This is a genomic window from Rathayibacter sp. AY1B8, from assembly GCF_002932775.1.
GTDB lineage: Bacteria > Actinomycetota > Actinomycetes > Actinomycetales > Microbacteriaceae > Rathayibacter.
Genome location: NZ_PSWJ01000014.1, coordinates 41,972 through 63,774 on the forward strand (window position 1 = coordinate 41,972; position 21,803 = coordinate 63,774).

Genomic DNA, 21,803 nt, shown 5'->3' on the forward strand with positions numbered 1-21,803 from the left:
GTTCCGTCCATCGTAGGGTCCGCGGATCGACGGATCCGCACGCCCTCTTCCGAGGCCCGCGCGGCACGATGGGGAGCATGACGTCCTCGACCGCCCCCACCGTCCGCGACAACGCCTCGGTCACCGCCGCCGACCGGTCCCGCGTGTTCCACTCCTGGTCGGCGCAGGGCGCGCTGAATCCGCTGCCGATCGCGGGCGGTCTCGGCGCCGAGGTCTGGGACGTCGACGGCACCCGCTACCTCGACTTCTCGAGCCAGCTCGTGAACGTCACCATCGGCTACCAGCACCCGAAGGTCGTCGCCGCGATCCAGGAGCAGGCGGGCGTCCTCACCACCGTCGGCCCGGCCTACGCGAACGAGACCCGCGCCGAGGCGGCCCGCCTGATCACCGAGCGGGCGCCCGAGGGCATGGAGAAGGTCTTCTTCACCAACGGCGGCGCGGACGCGAACGAGAACGCGATCCGCATGGCGCGGCTGTTCACCGGCCGCGACAAGGTCGTCTCGCTGTACCGCTCGTACCACGGCAACACGGGAGCGGCGATCGTCTCGACCGGCGACTGGCGCCGCATCCCCAACGAGTACTCCCGCGGGCACGTGCACGCCTTCGGGCCCTACCTGTACCGCAGCGAGTTCTGGGCCGAGAGCCTCGAGCAGGAGTGCGAGCGCGCCCTCCACCACCTCGAGCGCGTCGTGCAGGCGGAGGGGCCGGAGTCGATCGCCGCGTTCCTCCTCGAGACCATCCCCGGCACCGCCGGCGTGCTCACCCCGCCGCCCGGCTACCTCGCGGGTGTGCGCGAGATCGCCGACCGGTACGGCATCCAGCTGATCCTCGACGAGGTCATGGCGGGCTTCGGCCGCACGGGGGAGTGGTTCGCCTTCGACGCCTTCGACGTGCGCCCCGACCTGATCACCTTCGCGAAGGGGGTGAACTCCGGCTACGTCCCGATCGGCGGCGTCGTCATCTCGGATCCGATCGCCCACCACTTCGACGAGCGCGTCTTCCCCGGCGGTCTCACCTACTCGGGCCACCCGCTCGCCGCGGCCAGCGTCGTCGCGACGCTCCAGGCGATGGAGGAGGAGGGGATCGTCGACAACGCGCGCACCATCGGCTCGGAGCACCTGGCCCCCGGCCTGGCGGCGCTCGAGGCGAAGCACGACCTGATCGGCGAGGTCCGGGGCTCCGGAGTGTTCTGGGCGCTGGAGCTGGTCACCGACCGGGCCGCGCGCACCCCGCTGCCGGCGGCCTCCGTCGCCCGCCTCAAGGCCGACCTGCTGTCCCGCGGCCTCCTGCCCTTCACCGCCGACAACCGGATCCACGTGGTCCCGCCGGCCGTCATCACCCCCGCCGAGGTCGCCCGCGGCCTCGGCATCCTCGACGACGCCCTCACCGCCTTCAGCGGCTGACCGCACTCCGTGCCGCAGGCGGCGGCGTCCTCGCGAGGCGTGTCCGGGGATCGGTGGTGCAGCGGATCCGCGTCGCCGTGCGCATCCCGCTCCTCGGGACCCGGCCCCGCGCTGGAGCCGACTGCGGGACGCCGCGAAGGCAGCGGCGCCGTCGCGAGGCGTATCCGGGGATCCGCGTTCCAGCGGATCCCCGTCGCCGTACGCATCCCGCTCCTCGGGACCCGGCCGCGCGCTGGAGCCGACTGCGGGACGCCGCTCGGGGAGCGGCGTCCTCGCGAGGCGTATCTGGGGATCCGCGTTCCAGCGGATCCCCGTCGCCGTACGCATCCCGCTCCTCGGGACCCGGCCACGCGCTCGAGCCGACTGCGGGACGCCGCGCGGGGAGCGGCGCCGTCGCGAGGCGTATCCGGGGATCCGCGTTCCAGCGGATCCGCGTCGCCGTACGCATCCCGCTCCTCGGGACCCGGCCACGCGCTCGAGCCGACTGCGGGACGCCGCGCGGGGAGCGGCGTCCTAACCAGCGGCGTCCTCGCGAGGCGTATCCGGGGATCCGCGTTCCAGCGGATCCGCGTCGCCGTGCGCCTGCCGCTCTTCGGGACCCGGCCGCGCGCTGGAGCCGACTGCGGGACGCCGCGCGGGGAGCGGCGTCCTAACCAGCACTGTGCAAGGCGAACGCCGTCACGAACCCGAGGACCGCGTACAGCCCGGTGAGCACGTCGTCGCGGTCGAACGCCTCGGGGATCATCGTGTTCGAGATCATGGCGAGGATCGCGCCGGCGGCGACGGTCGTCACGAAGGCCACGACCGCGCCCGGTGCGGTGGCGAAGACCAGGAAGCCGACCAGCGCCGCGGCGGCCGAGATCGCGGCGATCCCGCCCCAGACGGTGAAGACGTAGCGGGCGGAGCGGCCGTCGGCCTTCATGCCGACCGTCGAGGACAGGCCCTCGGGGAGGTTCGAGATCGCGACCGCGGCGACGATGGGCACGCTGATCGCCGCTCCCGCGCCGCCCTGGGCGACCGAGAGGCCGAGCACGATCGATTCGGGGACCCCGTCGATCAGGGCGCCGGCCGCGATGGCCGCGCCTCCTCCTCCACCCGACCCCTTCGCGCTCTTGCGGTTCCCCGCGCCGGCGCGGGTGAGCAGCGCGTCCGCGCCGACGAAGACGACGGCTCCCGCGAGCGTGCCGAGGATCGTCGGGAGCAGTCCTCCGTCGTCCGCCGCCTCCTGCACGAGCTCGTAGGCGAGCGCCGAGATCAGTACCCCTGCTCCGAAGGCGGAGATCGCGGCGGTGAGCTTCGGGGGCACGCGCACGAACCAGGCGAGCGCGGCGCCGATCAGGAGGGTGGCGCCGCCGATGGCGCCGCTGGCGAGGGCGAGGGTCCAGGGAGGCACGGCTCCACCCTGGCATCGGCGGCGTCCGGTCGCGGCGGGCTTGACGGGGGCGCTCCGGCGGCGCTCGACCCGCCTCCGCCGGCCCCGACAGCTGTCGTGCAGGCGTCGGGCCGCGATGCCCGGCCGATCCTCGGCGATGGAGGGCCGCTCGGGCCGGGCGTCCCCGTAAACTGCCGGAATGGCGGAGTTCAGCGCGAGTGTTTTCCAGAACGAGTTCCTCTCGGACGGCGCCACCGACGTGCACGCCATCGTCACGGTGACCGCGTCCGGCACGGGGGTCGCCGGGTCCGACGGGGCCGCGGCCGAGATCATCATCGTGGACTGCTCCGGATCGATGACCGGCGAGAACATGACGGCCGCGAAGCGCGCCGCCGCCGTGGCCGTCGACCAGATCCTGGACGGCACCTTCTTCGCCGTCGTGGCCGGGTCCGAGCGCGCCGACCGCGCCTTCCCGTACCCCAACGCCACCGTCTCGATGGTGCGGATGGAGCCGGGGGCGCGAGCCGCGGCGAAGGAGGCGATCGGCTACCTCCAGGCCGACGGCGGCACCGCGATGGGCACCTGGCTGACCCTCGCCCGCCAGCTGTTCGCGACCGTGCCGGAGGCGACGCAGAGGCACGCGATCCTCCTCACCGACGGCAAGAACGAGCACGAGTCGCGGATGCAGCTGGACGCGGCGATCCGCGCGGCGTCGGGCGACTTCCAGTGCGACGTGCGCGGCGTCGGCTCCCGCTGGATCGTCGAGGAGGCGCGCACCATCGCGAGCGCCCTGCTGGGCACCGTGGGCCTGATCGCGAACCCGGCCGACATGGCGGCCGACTTCGAGTCGCTGATGCGGGCGTCGATGGGCCGGGGAGTCGCCAACGGCGAGCTCCGCGTCTGGACTCCGCAGGGCGCGCAGCTGCTCTTCGTCCGCCAGGTCGCGCCGAACCTCGAGGACCTCAGCTCCCGGCGGAACGCCGTGAACCCGCTCACCGGCGCCTACCCGACCGGCGCCTGGGGCGACGAGTCGCGGGAATACCACGTGGCGGTCCGGGTCGCGTCGAAGCCGGTCGGCTCGGAGCAGCTCGCCGCGCGGGTGCAGCTCAGCGTGCGCGACGAGGTGGTCGCCTCCGCCCTGGTGAAGGCGCGCTGGACGGACGACTCCGCCCTGACCGCCCGCATCGACCCCGCCGTCGCCCACTACACCGGCCAGACCGAGCTCGCCTCCGCGATCCAGGACGGGCTCGCGGCCAAGGCGCGGGGCGACGAGGCGACCGCCACGGTCAAGCTCGGGCGGGCGGTGCAGCTCGCCTCCGTCACCGGGAACGACGAGGCGACCGCGAAGCTGCGGAAGGTCGTCGAGATCGACGACCCGAACGAGGGCACCGTGCGGCTCAAGCGCGGCGTGGACCGCCTCGACGAGATGGCGCTGGACACCGCGTCGACCAAGACCACGCGGGTGCGCAAGTGAGCTTCCGCTGTCCCGAGGGGCACACCTCGCAGTCCGGCGACTACTGCGACGTCTGCGGGGCGCCCATCGGTGCCGCTGCAGCCCCGTCGCTCGCTCCCGCCGCGCCGACCACCGCGATCCCGACCGGCCCCTCGGTCTGCCCGCACTGCTCGTTCCCGAACGAGCCCGGCGCCCTGTTCTGCGAGAACTGCGGCTACGACTTCACGACCGGCTCCCTCCCCGAGGCCGATCCGTTCACCTCCTCCGGCGCCGTCCGCGCTCCGGGCGAGGTCGGCGGCTCCGCGACGCCGTCGGGGGACCCGGCCCAGCACCTGGGCGAGGCGCCCGCGCCGCAGGCCGATCCCGCGGCTCCGACCGAGCTGGTCCCGGAGCAGGAGGCCGGCTTCGACACCCCGGTCGCGACCGCGCCGCCCGCCGCTCCGCCGACCGAGGTGATCCCGGAGGCCCCTGCACCCGAGGCCGCAGCCCCCGACGCGGCACCCGGGGCCTCAGCGTCGGAGGAGGAGGCCGCGTCCGCGCCGGCCACCGGCTCCGCCCGCCCCGCCGCCGCCTCCGCGGACCCGGACCGCCCGTGGATCGCCGAGCTCTGGGTCGACCCGGAGTGGTACGCCGAGCAGCGCGCCGACGACCCGATGCCCTCGCCCGGCCCGCCCGCGACCGTCGTCCTCCGCGAGCGCACCCTGCTCGTCGGCCGCCCGTCCGTCTCCCGCGGCGTCTCGCCGCAGGTGGACTGCGGCTCCGACTCCGGTGTCTCGCGGCGCCACTGCCAGCTGAGCACCGACGGCTACCGCTGGTGGGTCGAGGATCTGCAGTCGGCGAACGGCACGTACCTCGCCCCGGCCGGGGCGCCGCTCCCGCAGTCGCCGATCGCCGCCGGTCAGCGCCGCGAGGTCGAGGAGGGCGATCGGATCTACGTGGGCGCCTGGACGCGGATCGTGCTCCGTCCCGCGTTCCCCGGCGAGGCCTAGGGCCCCGCGCCCGAACGGTCAGCGACCGGCGAGCGCTCCGAGCATCCACGACAGCGCCGCGATCGCGCCGACGCCGACCACGCTCGAGCCGATGATCACGGAGCGCCGGATCCGTGCCGCGCGCGAGTCCGAGGCGGTCGGCGCGGCCGCCGCCGTGCCCGTCGTCATCCCGCCGCGGAGCCGGTGCGCGACCTCGTCGGCGGTCGGCCGCTTCTCCGGGTCCCGCTGCGTCATCGAGGTCAGCAGCGCCCGCCACTCCGCCGGCAGGGTGTCGGGCACGGAGGGGCTGCGGTGGAGGCGGGCGATGGCCGCCTCGAGGACGGTGCCCGAGTACTCGCGGTGACCGGTGATCGCCTCGAGGAGGACCAGGCCGAGGGAGAAGACGTCGCTCGCTCCGCTGATCGGCTCGCCCGCGACCTGCTCCGGGCTGACGAAGCTCGCGGTGCCGATCACGACGCCGTCGCTGGTCAGGCGGGAGCCGTCCATGAAGTGGGCCACGCCGAAGTCGGTGAGCTTTGCGGTGCGGGCGTAGCCGCTGGAGGCGACCTCGCTGACCAGGATGTTCGCGGGCTTCACGTCACGGTGCACGACGCCGCGCTCGTGCAGGTAGGCCAGGGCCTCGGCGAGCTGCGTGCCGATCGCAGCGACCTCCGCCGCCGGGAGGGGGCCGGACTCGAGCCGCGCCTCCATCGTGGGGTCGGCGACGAGCTCCATCACGACGTAGCGGCGGACCTCGCCGCCGAAGTTGTGCAGCCCCGCGTCGAAGAGGTTGACGATGCCCGGGTGGGCGAAGGAGCTCAGCATCCGCACCTCGCGCTCCTGGCGGGCCACGTCCTCGGGGTTCGAGGCCTCCGCGCGGAACACCTTCACGGCGACCTCGCGCTGCACGGTCTCGTCGCGGGCCCGGTAGACCGAGCCCATCCCGCCGGAGCCGATGCGCTCGATCAGGTAGTAGCGGCCGGCCACCTTCTGCTGGGCGGCGTTCGCGGCGACGGTACTCATGGCGATCCCGCCTTCCGCTCGAACGGTGCGCTCCGGAGCGCACGAGGTGGGCGCCTGCGACGACGGTACCGCGGGGCGGCGCCGGCCGGGTCGGCGGAACGGGGGGATTGACACTCCCGGCCCCGGACGGGGGGACGAATGGCCGCTCAGCGCACCGATCCGCACCCCCCCCCGCCGCAGGGTCAGCGGAGGCCGCTGCGCGCGAAGCCCTGCACGAAGTAGCGCTGGAACACCAGGAACAGCACCACCATCGGCACGACGTTCACCAGGGCGAACGCCATGGTCGCTCCGTAGTCGCTGCCGAACTGCCCCTGGAGGAAGAGCAGCCCGATCGGGAGCGTGAACAGCGCGTTCTCCTTCAGGGCGATGAGCGGCCAGGCGAAGTCGTTCCAGGAGCCGAGCAGCGACATGAAGAAGAGCACGGCGATGAGCGGCTTCGAGAGGGGGAGGACGATGGCCGTGAACACGCGGAAGTGCCCGGCGCCGTCGATCCGGGCCGCCTCGATCAGGTCCCGCGGGATCGCGAGGATGAACTGCCGCGCCAGGAACAGCCCGAACGCCGATGCCGCCGTCGGCAGGATCACCGCCCAGTAGCTCCCGTAGAGGCCGAGGTCGGTGACGAGCCGGAACAGCGCCACCATGATCACCTGCACGGGCAGGGTGAGCGTCGACAGGGCCAGGAGGAAGAGCACTCCGGATCCGCGGAACCGCAGCTGCGCGAAGGCGTAGCCGCCGAGCAGGTTGATCGTCACGGTGATCAGGGCGGTGACCAGGCTGATCGCGAGGGAGTTGCCGAACCAGGTCGCCACGGGGAACGACGAGAACACCCGCTCGAAGTTCACCAGCGTCAGCTCGCGCGGCCAGAGGCGGAGGGTGCCGCCGAGCAGCTCGGACCGCGAGGAGAACGCGACGACGACCATCCAGTACAGCGGGAAGACGATGACCACCGAGACACCGAGGGCGAGGGCGAGGCGGAGCAGGCGCGAGGTGCGCGACGTGCGGATCATTCGACGAGGTCCCTCGAGCGGTTGGTGCGCCACTGCACCGCGGTGAAGATCATGGTCAGGATCAGCAGCACGATGCCGATGGCCGCGGCGTAGCCCTGGTCGCGGGTGACGAACCCGGTGTCGTAGGCGTAGGTCACGAGCACCGAGGTCGCGTTCTGCGGTCCGCCGCCGGTGAGCACGAAGACGATGTCGAACACCTGGAACGAGTAGATGACGTTGAGGATGAGCAGGAAGAACGACGACGGGCCGACCAGCGGCAGCGTCACGTGGCGGAACTGCTGCCACGCGTTCGCTCCGTCGAGCCGGGCCGCCTCGTAGAGCGCCGGGTTCACCCCCTGCAGCCCCGCCAGGTAGATCAGCATGTTGAAGCCGGTGCGCCACCACAGGGTGACGAGCACCACGGAGGCGAAGGCCGCCGCTCCGCCGGACTGCCAGGCGATGCGGGGGAGGCCGATCGTCTGGAGCATGCCGTCGAGCACGCCGCTGTTCTCGTCGAAGATCAGCACGCCCATCAGCGCCGTCGCCACGCCGGAGACCGCCATCGGCAGGATGAGGATGCTGCGGAACACCGGCCGCGCGGGCAGCACCGAGTTCATCAGCACCGCCGCGCCGAGGCCCAGCGCCATCGAGAGCGGGGTCACGATCAGGGTGAACAGCGCCGTGTTCAGCGTCGAGCGCCAGAAGAGGCCGTCGCCGAGCAGCCGCGCGTAGTTGTCGAGCCCGACGAAGACGCCGTCGCCGAAGCCGTTCGTGCGCTGGAAGCCGATCAGGAACGCGCCGCCCAGGGGGACGAACACGAACAGGCCGAGCATCAGCAGGTTCGGCGCGAGGAACGCGTAGGCGGCCGCCGTCTCGCGGGCGGGGGCGCGGGAGGTGCGCCGGGGGCGGGCGGTCACCGCCTCCGGCGCGAGGACCGACCCGCTCACTGCGTCGCGGCCGCGATGCCGGCGGTGAGGCCGGCGATGGTGTCCTCGGTGCTGCGCCCGCCGACGAAGGCCTGCTCCAGCTGCTCCTTGAGCACCGTGATGATCGCGGCCATGTCGGGCGAGGCGACCTGCGCCGAGTCGGACGCCTGGACGGTGCCCGCCTGGCCGAGGAACACCTCGGCGAGCTCGGGGCGCACGGCGAACTCGATGCCCGACTCCGTGAGGTCGCGGCGAGTGGGGAGGAGCGAGGCGCCGGCGCAGAAGTCGCGCATCGCCTCCTCCTCCGTCACGAACGCGAGGAAGGAGGCGGCCAGCTCCGGGTTCTTCGCGGCCTTGGTCGCGACGAGGGCGTTGCCGCCGAAGTCGCCGCCTCCGCGCACGTTGCGCGGGGAGTAGGTGGCGCCCCACTCGAAGTCGAGGGTGGAGTCGGCGTCGGGGATGAGGAACGCGCCGGCGAAGGTCATCGCGGTGGTCTGCGAGTACCAGAGGTCGCTGGCGTAGGTGGTCGCCTGCACAGAGCTGCTCGGCGGCACGAGGCCGTCGGTGAAGAAGCTGCGGCTGAAGTCGATCGCGGCGCGGCCGGCGGCGGAGTCGATCGCGGGCCCGGACAGGTCCTCGGTGAGGAAGCGGCCGTCGGCCTGGAAGAGCAGGCTGAGCCAGCGCGTGACGCCGTTGCCCTGCCAGTTGTAGGCGAAGGGGTAGCGCTCGGCGGGGAGCGAGGCGCGCAGCTTCCGCCCGACCTCGGTGAACTCCTCCCAGGTCCACGCCTCCTCGGGCGAGGAGGGGAAGGAGGTGACGCCCGCGTCGGCCAGCACCTGCGTGTTGTAGAGGATCAGCGAGGAGTCGGTGTGGTGGGGGACGCCGAAGGGGCTCCCGCCGCTCTGCACCGCGGCCCAGGCCGGATCGGTGAACCGCTCGGCGACGTCGGAGTCGAGGAAGCCCGACAGGTCCAGGAGCTGGTCGCGGCCGGCGTAGCTGCCGAACGTGTAGTACGGGACCCGGAAGACGTCCGGCGGGTTGCCCGCCTGCAGCTGCGCGTCGATGTTGGTGAACATCTGCTCGTACGGGACCGCGTTGAGGGTCACGGTGGCGCCGGCGTTCGCCGTCTGGAACGCGTCGATCGCGCGCTGGAAGCCGGCCAGCTCGGCGTCGGTGCCCCAGGTGGTGAAGGTGAGGGTGTCGCTGCCGGCGCTCGCCGCGGGGCCCGCGGGGGCGAAGCCGCAGCCGGAGAGGACCGGGACGGAGGCGGCGACGCCGAGCGCTCCGAGGAAGCGGCGGCGGTCGAGGACCGCGCGTCCGAGCTGCGAGAGGTCGAGAGCCCCCGCGGGGAGCCCCTTGCTGGTCAGGCCCATGACGGCCTCCTTCCGGGGGCCAGCGGCAGGCTCCCGGGGGCAGGCTATTCCGGCAGGGCCGCGGTTATCGCGGCTGGACGGATCGGCCGATCCATGAGAGGAGCGGCCGATCCGCCCGGCGGGCGTTCAGCCGCGGCGGCCGAGCATCCCCTCGAACGAGCCGTCGAGCGCCCACGGGTCGGGCGTGGAGCCCGAGCGGGAGGAGCGGGCGGCCTGATCCGCCAGCTCGCGTCCGGCGCGCTCGATGCGCGAGGGCAGCGCCCGTCCGTCCTCGGTCGCGCCGCCCCAGTCGTCCGTCGCCGCGAACACGGTGGTCGCGAGGGGCGCCGCGTGCAGGTAGGTGAAGAGCGGGCGCATCGCGTAGTCGACGGCCAGGGAGTGGCGGGGGGACCCGCCCGTGGCCGCCAGCAGCACGGGCAGACCGCGCAGCGCCTCCGTGTCGAGCACGTCGACGAACGACTTGAAGAGCCCGCTGTAGCTGGTGGTGAAGATCGGCGTCACGGCGATCAGGCCGTCGGCGCCGGCGACCGCGTCGAGCGCGGTCTGTAGTGCGGGGCTCGCGAAGCCGGTGAGGAGGTTGTTCGTGACGTCGTGCGCGAGGTCGCGCAGCTCCACGACGCTCCGCTCGACGGCGAAGCCCTGCTCGGTGAGGGAGGACTCGGCGGCGTCGGCCAGGCGGTCGGCGAGCAGCCGGGTCGAGGACGGCTGGCTGAGGCCGGCCGAGAGGACGGTGATCCTGCGGGTGTCCATGGAGAGCTCCTGACTAGACGGTGACGGGCTCGGCCGCGGGCTGCGCGTCGCGCGCGGCCACGAGGGAGGCGTGGGTGGGGGCGTCGGGCACGTGCGAGGGGCGGCCCTCGGCGAAGCCGGCGCGGAGGGCGGGGAGGATCTCGCCGAGCATGTCCATCTGCTCCAGGACGGTCTTCAGCGGGAGTCCCGCGTGGTCCATCAGGAAGAGCTGGCGCTGGTAGTCGCCGACGTACTCGCGGAAGCCGAGGGTGCGGTCGATGATCTGCTGCGGGGAGCCGACGGTGAGCGGGGTCTGCTCCGTGAAGTCCTCGAGCGAGGGGCCGTGGCCGTAGACGGGGGCGTTGTCGAAGTAGGGGCGGAACTGCGAGACCGCGTCCTGCGAGTTCTTCGCCAGGAAGATCTGCCCGCCGAGGCCGACGATCGCCTGGTCGGCGGTCCCGTGGCCGTAGTGCTCGAAGCGCTGGCGGTAGAGCTGCACCATCTTCTGGGTGTGCGAGGCGGGCCAGAAGATGTGGTTCGCGAAGAAGCCGTCGCCGTAGTAGGCGGCCTGCTCGGCGATCTGCGGCGAGCGGATCGATCCGTGCCACACGAACGGCGCGACGCCGTCGAGGGGGCGCGGGGTCGACTGGAAGCCCTGGAGGGGCGTGCGGAACTGGCCCTCCCAGTCGACGAAGTCCTCGGTCCACAGGCGGTGCAGCAGGTCGTAGTTCTCGATCGTCAGCTCGATGCCGCGGCGGATGTCCTTGCCGAACCACGGGTAGACGGGGCCGGTGTTGCCGCGGCCGAGCATCAGGTCGACGCGGCCGCCGGCGAGGTGCTGGAGCATCGCGTAGTCCTCGGCGAGCTTCACGGGGTCGTTCGTGGTGATGAGGGCCATCGCGGTGGAGAGCGTGATCCTCTCGGTCTTCGCCGCGAGGTAGCCGAGCGTGGTGGTGGGGGAGGAGGACCAGAACGGCGGATTGTGGTGCTCGCCCAGGGCGAAGACGTCGAGGCCGATCTCCTCCGCCTTCAGCGCGATCGCGAGGGTCGCCTGGATCTTCTCGGACTCGGACGGGGTCCGTCCGGTCGTGGGGTCGGTCGTGATGTCGCTGACCGTGAAGATGCCGAACTGCATCAGGCGCTCCTTCTGTCCTCCGGCCCGGTGGGGCCTGGTCCATGCGTTTGCATGTACATCCTCATTCAACCACGTGCGGCCGGATCTATTCCCGTGGATCCCCGGGCCTCCGCCGGCCTGTCGGAGGACGGCGCCGGTGCCGTGCCCGGACGTCGCCGACCCGCCCCGCTCGCCCCGCGGCCGCCCGAAACATCCCCGCAATACGCCCCGCACTAGAGTCGTGCCATGGGTGACCTCTTCGACGGATACGGGTCCCAGAAGGTCGAGCGGCCCGACACGGGCGCCACCCCCTGGGACGAGATGTTCGCCGACGTGGCGTCGACCGGAGGCCCCGACGGGGTCCGCGGCGCCTATCGCGACATCTACTCCTCGCTCGCGCGGATGACCCAGGAGGAGCTGCGCGGCCGCACCGACGCGCTCGCCTCCTCCTACCTCGCGCAGGGCGTCACCTTCGACTTCGCGGGGGAGGAGCGGCCGTTCCCGCTCGACGCCGTCCCCCGGGTGATCGAGCGCGCCGAGTGGAACGAGGTGCAGACCGGCATCAAGCAGCGGGTCCGTGCTCTCGAGGCGTTCCTCGCCGACGTCTACGGCCCGCAGAACGCCGTGGCCGACGGCGTCATCCCCGCCGGGCTCATCTCGAGCTCCAGCCACTTCCACCGGCAGGCCGCGGGCATCGTCCCCGCGAACGGCGTGCGGATCCAGGTGTCCGGGATCGACCTGATCCGCGACGAGAAGGGCGGCTGGCGGGTCCTCGAGGACAACGTCCGCGTGCCCTCCGGCGTCTCCTACGTCATCTCGAACCGCCGGGTGATGGCGCAGACGCTGCCCGAGCTGTTCGTCTCGATGCGGGTGCGCCCGGTCGGCGACTACCCGAACAAGCTGCTGCAGGCACTGCGCGCCTCCGCCCCCGACGGCGTCGACGACCCGACCGTGGTCGTGCTCACCCCGGGCGTCTACAACTCCGCCTACTTCGAGCACACCCTCCTCGCCCGCCTCATGGGTGTCGAGCTGGTCGAGGGCCGCGACCTGTTCTGCACGGGCGGCAAGGTGTTCATGCGCACCACCTCCGGCCCGACCCGGGTCGACGTGATCTACCGCCGCGTGGACGACGAGTTCCTCGATCCGCTGCAGTTCCGCGCCGACTCGATGCTCGGCTCGCCCGGGCTGATGCTCGCGGCCCGGCTCGGGAACGTCACGATCGCCAACGCGGTCGGCAACGGCGTCGCCGACGACAAGCTCGTCTACACGTACTTGCCCGACCTCATCCGCTACTACCTCTCGGAGGAGCCGGTGATCAAGAACGTCGACACGTGGCGGCTCGAGGACCCGGGAGCGCTCGAGGAGGTGCTCGACCGCCTCGACGAGCTCGTCGTGAAGCCGGTCGACGGCTCCGGCGGCAAGGGCCTGGTCGTGGGGCCGGCCGCCTCGGCGAAGGAGCTCGCGGAGCTGCGGTCCCGCCTCCAGGCCGACCCGCGCGGCTGGATCGCGCAGCCGGTCGTGCAGCTCTCCACCATCCCCACCCTCGTCGACGACGGGATGCGCCCCCGGCACGCCGACCTGCGGCCCTTCGCCGTGAACGACGGCACCGACGTCTGGGTGCTGCCCGGCGGCCTGACCCGCGTCGCGCTCCCGGAGGGGCAGCTCGTCGTCAACTCGTCGCAGGGCGGCGGATCGAAGGACACCTGGGTGGTCGGCCTCGAGGAGGCGCGCAGCGCCGAGCCCGAGGCGCGCGACATCCAGGCGCTCGTCGCCGAGCAGGCCGCGGTCACCAGCTCCATCCCGATCGTCTACCCGCTCAACCACACGCCCGACCACTCGCCGCAGGACGCGCCGAACACCGACCAGGACCAGCAGCAGCAGCAGACGCTCGCGGCGGGGGAGGACGACTGATGCTCTCCCGGATCGCCGAGTCGCTGTTCTGGATCGGCCGCTACATCGAGCGGTCCGACGGCACCGCCCGCATCCTCGACGTCCACCTCCAGCTCCTGCTCGAGGACCCGTGGATCGACGAGGACACGGCCTGCCGCTCGCTCCTGTCGGTGATGGGCTCGACCCCGCCCGACGACATGCGCGAGATCACCCGCGCCGACGTGCTGGCGATCCTCGCGATCGACCGCACGAACCCCGCCTCGATCGCCTACTCGCTCGGCGCGGCCCGCGAGAACGCCCGCCGAGCGCGCGAGATCGTCTCGACCGAGCTCTGGGAGTGCCTCAACACCACGCGCACCCGGATGCCGCGCCGCGTCTCGGGCGAGCGGGTGTCGGAGTTCTTCAGCTGGGTGAGGGAGCGCTCCGCCCTCGCCGTCGGCATCATCGAGTCGGCGACCTCGCGCGACGAGGCCTGGCAGTTCTTCACCCTCGGCCGCTCGATCGAGCGCGCCGACATGACCGCCCGCCTACTCGCCACCCGCTCGCTGACCGAGGCGAGCGGCCCCTCCTGGACCACGATCCTCCGCTCCTGCGGCGCCTACGAGGCGTACCTGCGCACCTACCGGGGCGTGCCGAGCGCGCGGAACGCGGCCGAGTTCCTCCTCCTGGACCGGCTGTTCCCGCGCTCGATCCTCTTCTCGGTCTCGCGGGCGGAGGCGTGCATGCGCGACATCGAGCCGCGCACCGGCCGCATCGGCCACTCCGGCGACGCGCAGCGCGTCCTCGGGCGGATCCGCAGCGAGCTGGAGTTCCGGCCGATCAGCGACATCCTCGAGGACCTCCCGCGGCACATGGACAGCGTGCAGGAGGCGACCTCGGCCGCGTCCGAGGCGATCCGTCAGCGGTACTTCCCCACCAACGTCATGCCGAGCTGGATCGGGGAGGCGCTGTGAGCAGGCTGCGCATCAGGCACACCACGGGCTTCACCTACGCGGGGGACGTGGTCGCGTCCTACAACGAGGCGCGGATGCTTCCCGCTTCCTCGGACGGGCAGCTGGTGCTGTTCTCGAACCTCGACATCCGGCCGGTGACCTCGGTGCACGCCTACACCGACTACTGGGGCACCCGCGTCTCGTCGTTCGACGTGCTCGACGCCCACCGCGAGCTCTCGCTGACGGCGACCTCGCTCGTCGAGATCCGGCCGAAGCAGCACCCCGACCACCCGACCGGGTGGGATCAGCTGTCCGAGCAGGTCGAGACGCGCACCGAGTACGTGGAGCAGTCGAAGCAGACCCACCGCACCGCGCCGCCGGAGGACCTCTCGGCGATGGCGCGCTCGCTCGCGGACGAGGCGGCCGGGCCGTGCGAGGCTGCGCTCACGATCGCCGAGACGATCGGCCGGGCGATGACCTACCGGCAGGGCGTCACCGGCGTGCACTCCACCGCGACGGAGTCGTGGACCGCGCGCGAGGGCGTCTGCCAGGACATCACGCACATCGTGCTCGGGGCTCTGCGCTCGGTGGGCATCCCGGCGCGCTACGTCTCGGGCTACCTGCACCCCAAGCCGCACGCGGAGATCGGCGAGACCGTGGTGGGGGAGTCGCACGCCTGGGTCGAGTGGTTCTGCGGAGGCGCCTGGCGCGGCTACGACCCGACGAACCTGATCGACATCGGCGACCGCCACGTCATCGTCGGCCGCGGCCGCGACTACAACGACATCGCGCCGCTGCGCGGGGTGTTCGCCGGGCCCCGCTCGTCGAAGCTCTTCGTCCGCGTCGAGATCACCCGCGAGGCCTGAGGGCGGGCGGCGGACGCGCCCGGCGTCGGGGGCGGCCCGTCGAGCGGGCTGTCCGCGGAGCCGCCCCGTCGAGCGGGCTGTCCACGGATCCGCCCCGGCGCGCGGACCGGCTGACGGACCCTAGGCGCGGGGGCGCAGCAGGGGGACACCGCCGGTCGCCGGCAGGGCCTCCGGCCCGGGGGCCGCGAGCCGGGCGGCGCGGCGCAGGCGGAGGTGGAAGGCGAGTCCGATGGCGGCCGCCGCGATCCCGGAGGCGGCGCCGACCAGCATCGCCTGGCGCGGACCGTAGGCGTTCGCGACCCAGCCGATCAGCGGTGCGCCGATCGGGGTGCCGCCGACGAAGATCGCCATGTACAGCGCCATGACCCGGCCCCGCATCTCGAGGGCGGTCGAGAGCTGCACGTAGCCGTTGGCCGAGGTCATCAGCGTCTGCGCCGCGATGCCGACGAACGGGAGCAGGATCGCGAACGCCCAGACCGTCGGCATGACGCCGGCCAGCGCGAGCGCGACGCCGAACGCTGCGGAGGCGCCGACGATGAGCCGGAGCCTCGGGCGGTCGCGGCGAGCCGAGAGGAGCGCCCCCAGCACCGAGCCGACGGCGATCGCGGAGGAGAGGAGGCCGAACTCGCTCGCCCCCATGTCGAACTCGACCGTCGCCATCGTCGAGGCGAAGATCGGGAAGTTCAGGCCGAAGGTGCCGATCAGGAACACGATCGCGAGCACCACGAGGATGTCCGGCCGCTTCGACACGTAGCGGAACCCCTCCAGCAGCGCACCCGGGCCGCGCGTGGCGCGCGGGGCGCTGCGGAGCTGGTCGCGGTGGAGTGCGCGCAGCGAGAGCAGGACGGCGAGGAAGCTCGCGGCGTTGAGGAGGAAGACCCAGCCGGAGCCGACCGCGGCGATGAGCACGCCCGCGAGGGCCGGTCCGATCATCCGCGCCGAGTTGAAGGAGGCCGAGTTCAGCGAGACGGCGTTGGTGAGGTCGCGCTCCTCGACCAGCGCCGAGACGAACGTCTGGCGCACGGGCGCGTCGATCGCCGCGGCGAAGCCGAGGAGCAGGGCGAAGAGGTAGACCATCCAGAGCTGGACGACCCCGGTCACGACGATGAGTCCCAGGCCGAGGCCGAGCGCGCCCATCGCGCCCTGGGTGGCCATCAGGAGCTTCCGCCGGTCGAAGCGGTCGGCGATGAAGCCGGAGAAGGGGACCATCACGAGCTGCGGTCCGAACTGCAGTGCCATGGTCACGCCGAGCGCCGTCGCGTCGTGGTCGGTCAGGTCGTTGATCACGATCCAGTCCTGGGCCGTCCGCTGCATCCAGGTGCCGACGTTCGAGACCATCGCGCCCGCGAACCAGATGCGGTAGTTCGGCACGGCGAGGGAGCGGAACATCGCGCTCATCGGTCGGCCACCGCGCGCAGGACCGCCGCCGCGTCGTGGAGCAGGCGCAGGTCCTCGGGAGGGAGCTCCTCGAGGCGCGCCACGAGCCACGCGTCGCGGCTGCGGCGCACGTCGAGCACCAGTGCGGTGCCGGCCCCGGTGGGGCGGATGCGGGTGACGCGGCCGTCGGCGGGGTCGGCCAGGCGCTCCGCGAGTCCTTCGTCGACCAGGCAGCCGACCGTGCGGGTCATCGACGGCGGGCGGACCCGCTCCGCCTGGGCCAGCTCGCCGAGGGTCTTCGCGCCCTCGCGGTGCAGGAGCGCGAGCACGCTGAACTGCGGATCGCTGAGCTCGTGCTGGGCCTTCTCCTGCCGGAGCCGCCGTCCGAGCCGGCCGACCGCTGCCCGCACCTCGCCCGCGAGGGAGGTCAGCGGGAGATCGGTCTGCGGGGTGTCGGTCGGAGGGGTCTCGGTCTGCAGGGTCTCGGTCGATGGCACATAGTTAGCCTAACAAAAGAACTGCCGCTCAGGCGGAGATCCGCGCGGTCCGCACCGCCCCGATGCTCGCGGCGACCACGAGCGCGATCCCGACGGCCTCGACGGCGCTGAGGCGCTGCCCGAGCACGAGGAAGCCCGAGAGCGCGGCCGCGCCGGGGGAGAGCGACATCAGGATCGAGAAGGTGGAGGAGCGCAGGCGCCGCAGCGCCAGCAGCTCCAGCGCGTAGGGCACCGCGGAGGAGAGCACCGCCACGGCGAGCCCGAGGAGCAGCACCGGCGGCACCACCAGGGCGGGCCCGGCGGAGGCGAGGCCGAACGGCAGCGACACGATCGCGCCGGCCGCCAGCGCCAGCGCGAGCCCGTCGATCCCCTGGAACCTCCCGCCGGTGCGGCCGGCGAAGACGATGTACGCGGCCCAGAGCACAGCGGCCCCCAGCGCGAAGCCGACGCCGACCGGGTCCAGCGCCGAGAACCCGCCCTGCGACAGGGTCACCACTCCGGCCAGCGCGAGCACCGCCCAGACCAGGCTCAGCACGCTCCTCCCGGCGATCACCGAGAGCGTCAGCGGCCCGAGCACCTCGAGGGTGACGGCGGCGCCCTGCGGAATCCGGGCGATGGCCTCGTAGTAGCAGGCGTTCATCCCGCCGAGGGCGAGGCCGTAGGCGGCGACGGTGGCCCAGTCGCTCCGGCTGTGGCCGCGCAGCCGCGGACGGCAGACCAGGAGCAGCACGACGGCCGAGAACACCAGCCGGAGCGTGACGGTGCCGATCGGCCCCGCGGCGGGGAAGAGCAGCACGGCGAAGGAGGCGCCCAGCTGCACGCTCGCGACCGACCCGAGCACCAGGCCGATCGAGCCAGCGCTCGCCGGGCGCCGCTCCGGAGCGGCCGCTGCGCTCAGCTGGAGCGCCGCTGCGTCTGGACGGGCGGGACGTTGTAGCCGAGCAGGCCGACGCCGGTCGCGTCCCAGCGCAGCGTGGTCAGCGAGACGTTGTCGACCACCGGGAAGGTGTGCCGGTAGGTCTCGGGGTTGATGCCGAGGTAGGCGCACAGCAGGAGGCGGATGAGCGTGCCGTGCGCGACGACGAGCACCCGGCCGTCGGGGTGCTCGCGGTGGATGCGCGCGAGTGAGGTGTTCGCGCGGGCGACGGCGTCGAGGCCGGACTCGCCGCCGGGCATCGGCTGGATGGCCGGCGCCGCGACCCACGCGTGGTACTCGTCCGGGAAGCGCTTCTCCATCTCGTCGGTGGTCAGCCCCTCACCGCGGCCGAAGTCGACCTCGACCAGCGCCGGGTCGGGCTGCAGCTCGAGGTGGGCCGCCCGCGCGGCGGGCACGGCGGTGCGCACGGCCCGGACCAGGGTGGAGGAGTACACCGCCTCGAGGTCGGCGTCGACGGCCCAGGCGGCCAGAGTCGCCGCCTGGTCCTGGCCCCGGGGGGTCAGCGCGATGTCGGAGGAGCCCGCGAAGCGGTTCTCGGAGTGCCAGACAGTCTCTCCGTGCCGGGCGAGGATCAGGGTCGTCACCCCCTGAGCCTACCGACCGCGCGGGCCCGCGGGCCCCGCGCTCAGGCGGCGGGAACGCCGTAGTGCGCGTCGACCATCACCGGGAGGTGGTCCGAGACGCCCTGGGGCAGCGTGGAGACCCGCTCGATCCGCACGGAGTCGCTGATCGCGAAGTCGAAGTGGCCGCTGAAGTAGCGGTAGCGCGCGTAGGTGGGGGAGTCGCTCCGCGAGACCAGGTAGCCGTTCCGGGTCATCCGGCGGTCGAGTCCGCGGAAGAACCACGGGTAGTTGTAGTCGCCGACCATCAGGGAGGGGGTGTCCGGCGCGTACTCGCGCAGCCGGTTGAGCGCCTCGTCGATCTGCTTGCGGCGCAGGGCGTTGCCGGCCGAGAGCGGGGCGGCGTGGAAGGAGGAGACGGCGATCGATCCGCCGTCGCGGTCGTCGAGGCGGACGGCCAGCAGGCGCTCGTGAGCGGGGGACATCACCCGGTCGTGCATGGACTTGCTGAGCTCGAACGCGGCGCTGCCGGAGAGCTCGAAGCGGTCCTGCGAGTAGTAGACGGCCAGGCCCAGGCGGTTGCGGGCCGTGACGGACGCGAGCCGGAGCGAGCCCACCTCCTGCGGCAGCTTCGTGGTGTCGCACTCCTGCAGGCACAGGACGTCGATGTCGTGGCGGGCGGCGAGGGGGGCGATCTCGGCGTGCGCTCGGTGCTCCCGGAGGTTGTAGGAGATCACGCGGAGGGCGCGTTCGGTCGGCTGCATTTCGCCAGTGTAGGGCGCGCCGACCGAGCGCCGGCCGACCCTCCGGCGAACACGGAGGGACCTCCTCGGAACGCGGTCGGAACGTTCGCCGACCGGCCGGGGAGGTCCCTCGCGGAGCCGTGTCAGTGCTGCTCGGTGCCCGAGGCGTCGGTCTCGGCGTCGGTGCCGTGGACGCCGTCGGTGGGGCCCCAGTCGGGCAGCGGGGGGTTCTGCTCCTCGCCGTCGGCGCCGACGCCGTCGGCGAGGGGGGAGGCCGCGCCGCCGACCTCGTCGAGGCCCGCGGAGGTGCCGGTCTCGGTGGCGGGGTCGGGCGTGCGCGCGCCGTCGGCCGTGTCGGTGCCGTCGGTGGTGTCGGTGGGGGTGGGCTCGATGTCGTAGTCGGAGCTGCTCATGCCCTGACGCTACGACTCCGCCGCCCGCGGGGGCACCCCCTTGCGCTCCCGCGAACGACGCAGGCCCCCCGCACCGGGAAGGTGCGAGGGGCCTCCGAAGGGGGAGTGCTCAGCGTCCGTAGGCGGAGGCGGCGGGGCAGTCGAACGGGTCGCCGCCGGCCGACAGGCCGACCTTGTTGAGGTAGCGGACGACGATCGCGTACGACTCCATCAGCGAGGTCTCGGTGTAGGGGATCTGGTGGGTGGTGCAGTACTCCTTGGCGATGACCTGCGCACGGCGCAGCGCCGGGCGGGGCATGTTCGGGAAGAGGTGGTGCTCCACCTGGTAGTTGAGGCCGCCCATGTAGAGGTCGGTGAACCAGGTGCTGCGGATGCTGCGCGAGGTGAGGACCTGGCGGCGGAGGAAGTCGACGCGCGCCTCCTTCGGCAGCAGCGGCATGCCCTTGTGGTTCGGCGCGAACGAGGCGCCCATGTAGAGGCCGAAGACGCCCAGCTGCACGCCGACGAAGGCGAACGCCATGCCGAGGGGGAGGGCCCAGAAGACGACGGCGAGGTAGAGGCCGACGCGGGTGACGAGCATGGTGATCTCGACCCAGCGCTTGTCGACCTTGCCCTTGCCGAACACGGTGCGGAAGCCGTGCAGGTGCAGGTTGAGGCCCTCGAGCAGCAGGAGCGGGAAGAACGCGTAGCCCTGGCGGCGGGTGAGCCAGGCGTAGAGGCCGCGCGAGCGGGCCGCGTCCTCGGCGGTGAAGGAGACGACGTCGCGCTCGATGTCCGGGTCCTTGCCCAGCACGTTCGGGTTCGCGTGGTGGCGGCTGTGCTTGGTCATCCACCAGGAGTAGCTGATGCCGACGAAGAGGTTCGCGAGGGTGCGGCCGGCGATGTCGTTGGCCTTGCCTGACTCGAACACCTGGCGGTGCGAGGCCTCGTGGGCGAGGAAGGCGAACTGCGTCAGCACGATGCCGAGGGCGGCGGCGAGCAGGAGCTGGAACCAGGAGTCGCCCAGCAGGACGAAGCCGGTGACGATGCCGCCGAGCGCGAGGACCAGCGCGCCGAACATCGTGTAGTAGAAGCCGGTGCGGCGGCGGAGGAGCCCCGCGTCGCGGACCGTGCTGAGGAGACCGGAGTACTCGGTCGTCGGGTTGACGCGGCCGTCGGCGCGGGGACGGGTGCGGACGACGCGGGGGGCGCCTCCGGTGACGGACGTGGTGGTGGGGGTGCTCATCGGCGCCTCGCTCTTCGTGGTGACCGTCGGCGTCGACGGTCTCTCGGCGAGCGATCCCGACGGGGGCGGTCCGCTCATGGTTCACCGCGTCGGTAGGGGCCGGACGCGGCATCAGGGCGACCGGGGTCAAGGGCAACCTGGTGTGAACACTACGGGGGCGGCGGCGGCACCGCACCATGGCGATTGCCAGCCTTCGCTCCGCGCGTGTCGGGAAGGGTGGGTTGCGCCTCCGGCGGGACCGCCGCCGGAGGCGCACGGGCTCAGGAGCCGATCGAGTCCTGCGGGCGGCCGGACTTGAGCGCGGCGAGGCGCGCCTCCACCTCGGTCATCTCACCGAGGTCCTCGAGCGACTCGAACTGCGCGTCCAGGCTCGAGGAGGCGAGCTCCTCCGCGCCGCGGACGCGCGCCTCCTCGCGGCGGATCTTCTGCTCGAAGCGGCTCACCTCGCTCGTCGGGTCCATCAGGTCGATGCTCTTCACGGCGTCCTGGACCTGGCTCTGCGCCTCGACGGTCTTGGAGCGGGCGATCAGCTCGTCGCGCTTGCTCGAGAGCTGCTGCAGCTTCTCGCGCATCTGGTTCAGGCCCGACTTGAGCTTGTCGACGACCTCGGTCTGCGAGGCGATGGTCGGCTCGGCGTCCTTCGCCTCCTTCTCGGACTGGATCTGGCGCTGCAGAGCGACCTTGGCCAGCGCGTCGAACTTGTCGGCGTCGCCGGCGCTCCCGCCGGTGCGCAGCTCGTCGGCCTTGCGGCTCGCGGCGAGGGCCTTGCCGCCCCACTCCTGGGCGTTCTGCACGTCCTCGCGGTAGTCGTCCTCGAGCAGGCGCAGGTTGCCGATCGTGGTGGCGATCGCCGCCTCGGCGTCGCGGATGCTGTCGGTGTAGTCGCGGACCATCTGGTCGAGCATCTTCTGCGGGTCCTCGGCCTGGTCGAGGAGCGCGTTGATGTTGGCCTTCGCGAGCTGCGCGATGCGGCCGAAGATCGACTGTCTCTGAGCCATGGGTGTCTCTCCTTGCGT

Annotated in this window: 21 protein-coding genes; 6 read left to right on the top strand and 15 right to left on the bottom strand. The window is 72.6% G+C overall.

Features of this window, described 5'->3' with window-relative positions:
* Positions 1-77 precede the first annotated feature (77 nt).
* Positions 78-1,403: an aspartate aminotransferase family protein gene (locus C5C63_RS09925; RefSeq protein ID WP_104325975.1), complete on the top strand. Its 1,326-nt coding sequence runs from the start codon at positions 78-80 to the stop codon at positions 1,401-1,403.
* A 649-nt stretch (positions 1,404-2,052) separates the two neighbouring features.
* Here C5C63_RS09925 and C5C63_RS09930 read toward each other — a convergent pair.
* A complete protein-coding gene (locus C5C63_RS09930) occupies positions 2,053-2,796 on the bottom strand; it encodes a ZIP family metal transporter (RefSeq protein ID WP_104223842.1) in 744 nt (247 codons plus the stop codon).
* A gap of 178 nt (positions 2,797-2,974) precedes the next feature.
* Here C5C63_RS09930 and C5C63_RS09935 point away from each other — a divergent pair, with 178 nt between their 5' ends.
* Together C5C63_RS09935 and C5C63_RS09940 are read left to right on the top strand one after the other, a co-directional pair.
* Positions 2,975-4,249 (top strand): VWA domain-containing protein, encoded by a 1,275-nt coding sequence (locus C5C63_RS09935; protein WP_104223843.1) that lies wholly within the window; start codon positions 2,975-2,977, stop codon positions 4,247-4,249.
* Positions 4,246-5,217: an FHA domain-containing protein gene (locus tag C5C63_RS09940; RefSeq protein ID WP_104325976.1), complete on the top strand. Its 972-nt coding sequence runs from the start codon at positions 4,246-4,248 to the stop codon at positions 5,215-5,217. The genes C5C63_RS09935 and C5C63_RS09940 overlap by 4 nt, the downstream gene beginning before the upstream one ends.
* Positions 5,218-5,235: 18 nt before the next feature.
* Here the strand turns inward: C5C63_RS09940 and C5C63_RS09945 are convergent, their stop codons facing one another.
* The 6 genes from C5C63_RS09945 to C5C63_RS09970 form a co-directional block, all read right to left on the bottom strand.
* On the bottom strand, positions 5,236-6,219 hold the full coding sequence (locus C5C63_RS09945; RefSeq protein ID WP_104325977.1) for a serine/threonine-protein kinase: 984 nt from the start codon (positions 6,217-6,219) through the stop codon (positions 5,236-5,238).
* A gap of 182 nt (positions 6,220-6,401) precedes the next feature.
* Positions 6,402-7,226 (bottom strand): carbohydrate ABC transporter permease, encoded by an 825-nt coding sequence (locus C5C63_RS09950; protein ID WP_104223846.1) that lies wholly within the window; start codon positions 7,224-7,226, stop codon positions 6,402-6,404.
* Positions 7,223-8,122 carry a carbohydrate ABC transporter permease gene (locus C5C63_RS09955; RefSeq protein WP_244229482.1) on the bottom strand — a complete coding sequence of 300 codons (900 nt, stop codon included), beginning with the start codon at positions 8,120-8,122 and terminating at the stop codon, positions 7,223-7,225. The genes C5C63_RS09950 and C5C63_RS09955 overlap by 4 nt, the downstream gene beginning before the upstream one ends.
* 26 nt (positions 8,123-8,148) lie before the next feature.
* Positions 8,149-9,504 (bottom strand): sugar ABC transporter substrate-binding protein, encoded by a 1,356-nt coding sequence (locus C5C63_RS09960; RefSeq protein ID WP_104325978.1) that lies wholly within the window; start codon positions 9,502-9,504, stop codon positions 8,149-8,151.
* A 126-nt stretch (positions 9,505-9,630) separates the two neighbouring features.
* A complete protein-coding gene (locus C5C63_RS09965) occupies positions 9,631-10,254 on the bottom strand; it encodes an FMN reductase (RefSeq protein ID WP_104249848.1) in 624 nt (207 codons plus the stop codon).
* 13 nt (positions 10,255-10,267) lie between these two features.
* Positions 10,268-11,368, bottom strand: a complete 1,101-nt coding sequence (locus C5C63_RS09970) for an LLM class flavin-dependent oxidoreductase (protein WP_104223849.1) — start codon at positions 11,366-11,368, stop codon at positions 10,268-10,270.
* A gap of 225 nt (positions 11,369-11,593) precedes the next feature.
* Between C5C63_RS09970 and C5C63_RS09975 the strand changes: the two genes are divergently transcribed.
* Genes C5C63_RS09975 through C5C63_RS09985 form a run of 3 tightly spaced genes read left to right on the top strand, consistent with a single transcriptional unit; the run spans position 11,594 to position 15,035 of the window.
* Positions 11,594-13,258, top strand: a complete 1,665-nt coding sequence (locus tag C5C63_RS09975; RefSeq protein ID WP_104223850.1) for a circularly permuted type 2 ATP-grasp protein — start codon at positions 11,594-11,596, stop codon at positions 13,256-13,258.
* A complete protein-coding gene (locus C5C63_RS09980; protein ID WP_104325979.1) occupies positions 13,258-14,190 on the top strand; it encodes an alpha-E domain-containing protein in 933 nt (310 codons plus the stop codon). The genes C5C63_RS09975 and C5C63_RS09980 overlap by 1 nt, the downstream gene beginning before the upstream one ends.
* Positions 14,187-15,035: a transglutaminase family protein gene (locus C5C63_RS09985; protein WP_104256498.1), complete on the top strand. Its 849-nt coding sequence runs from the start codon at positions 14,187-14,189 to the stop codon at positions 15,033-15,035. Before C5C63_RS09980 ends, C5C63_RS09985 begins: the two co-directional genes overlap by 4 nt.
* A 120-nt stretch (positions 15,036-15,155) precedes the next feature.
* Here C5C63_RS09985 and C5C63_RS09990 read toward each other — a convergent pair whose 3' ends face one another.
* From C5C63_RS09990 to C5C63_RS10025, 8 genes are all read right to left on the bottom strand, one after another.
* On the bottom strand, positions 15,156-16,433 hold the full coding sequence (locus tag C5C63_RS09990) for an MFS transporter (RefSeq protein ID WP_104325980.1): 1,278 nt from the start codon (positions 16,431-16,433) through the stop codon (positions 15,156-15,158).
* Positions 16,430-16,909, bottom strand: a complete 480-nt coding sequence (locus C5C63_RS09995) for a MarR family winged helix-turn-helix transcriptional regulator (protein ID WP_258065429.1) — start codon at positions 16,907-16,909, stop codon at positions 16,430-16,432. The genes C5C63_RS09990 and C5C63_RS09995 overlap by 4 nt, the downstream gene beginning before the upstream one ends.
* Before the next feature lie 28 nt (positions 16,910-16,937).
* The gene (locus C5C63_RS10000; protein ID WP_258065430.1) at positions 16,938-17,750 is read right to left on the bottom strand and encodes a DMT family transporter; all 813 of its coding nucleotides are present in this window, start codon (positions 17,748-17,750) and stop codon (positions 16,938-16,940) included.
* Positions 17,751-17,803: 53 nt separating this feature from the next.
* Entirely contained in the window at positions 17,804-18,430 is a 627-nt protein-coding gene (locus C5C63_RS10005; protein ID WP_104223854.1) for a histidine phosphatase family protein, read from the bottom strand.
* Between the two features lie 41 nt (positions 18,431-18,471).
* Entirely contained in the window at positions 18,472-19,170 is a 699-nt protein-coding gene (locus tag C5C63_RS10010; RefSeq protein WP_104223855.1) for an endonuclease/exonuclease/phosphatase family protein, read from the bottom strand.
* A 122-nt stretch (positions 19,171-19,292) separates the two neighbouring features.
* Positions 19,293-19,562, bottom strand: coding sequence for a hypothetical protein (locus tag C5C63_RS10015; RefSeq protein ID WP_104233151.1), 270 nt, complete (start codon positions 19,560-19,562; stop codon positions 19,293-19,295).
* Positions 19,563-19,671: 109 nt separating this feature from the next.
* A complete protein-coding gene (locus C5C63_RS10020) occupies positions 19,672-20,787 on the bottom strand; it encodes an acyl-CoA desaturase (RefSeq protein ID WP_104292262.1) in 1,116 nt (371 codons plus the stop codon).
* Between the two features lie 260 nt (positions 20,788-21,047).
* On the bottom strand, positions 21,048-21,785 hold the full coding sequence (locus tag C5C63_RS10025) for a PspA/IM30 family protein (protein ID WP_104223858.1): 738 nt from the start codon (positions 21,783-21,785) through the stop codon (positions 21,048-21,050).
* Positions 21,786-21,803 lie beyond the last annotated feature (18 nt).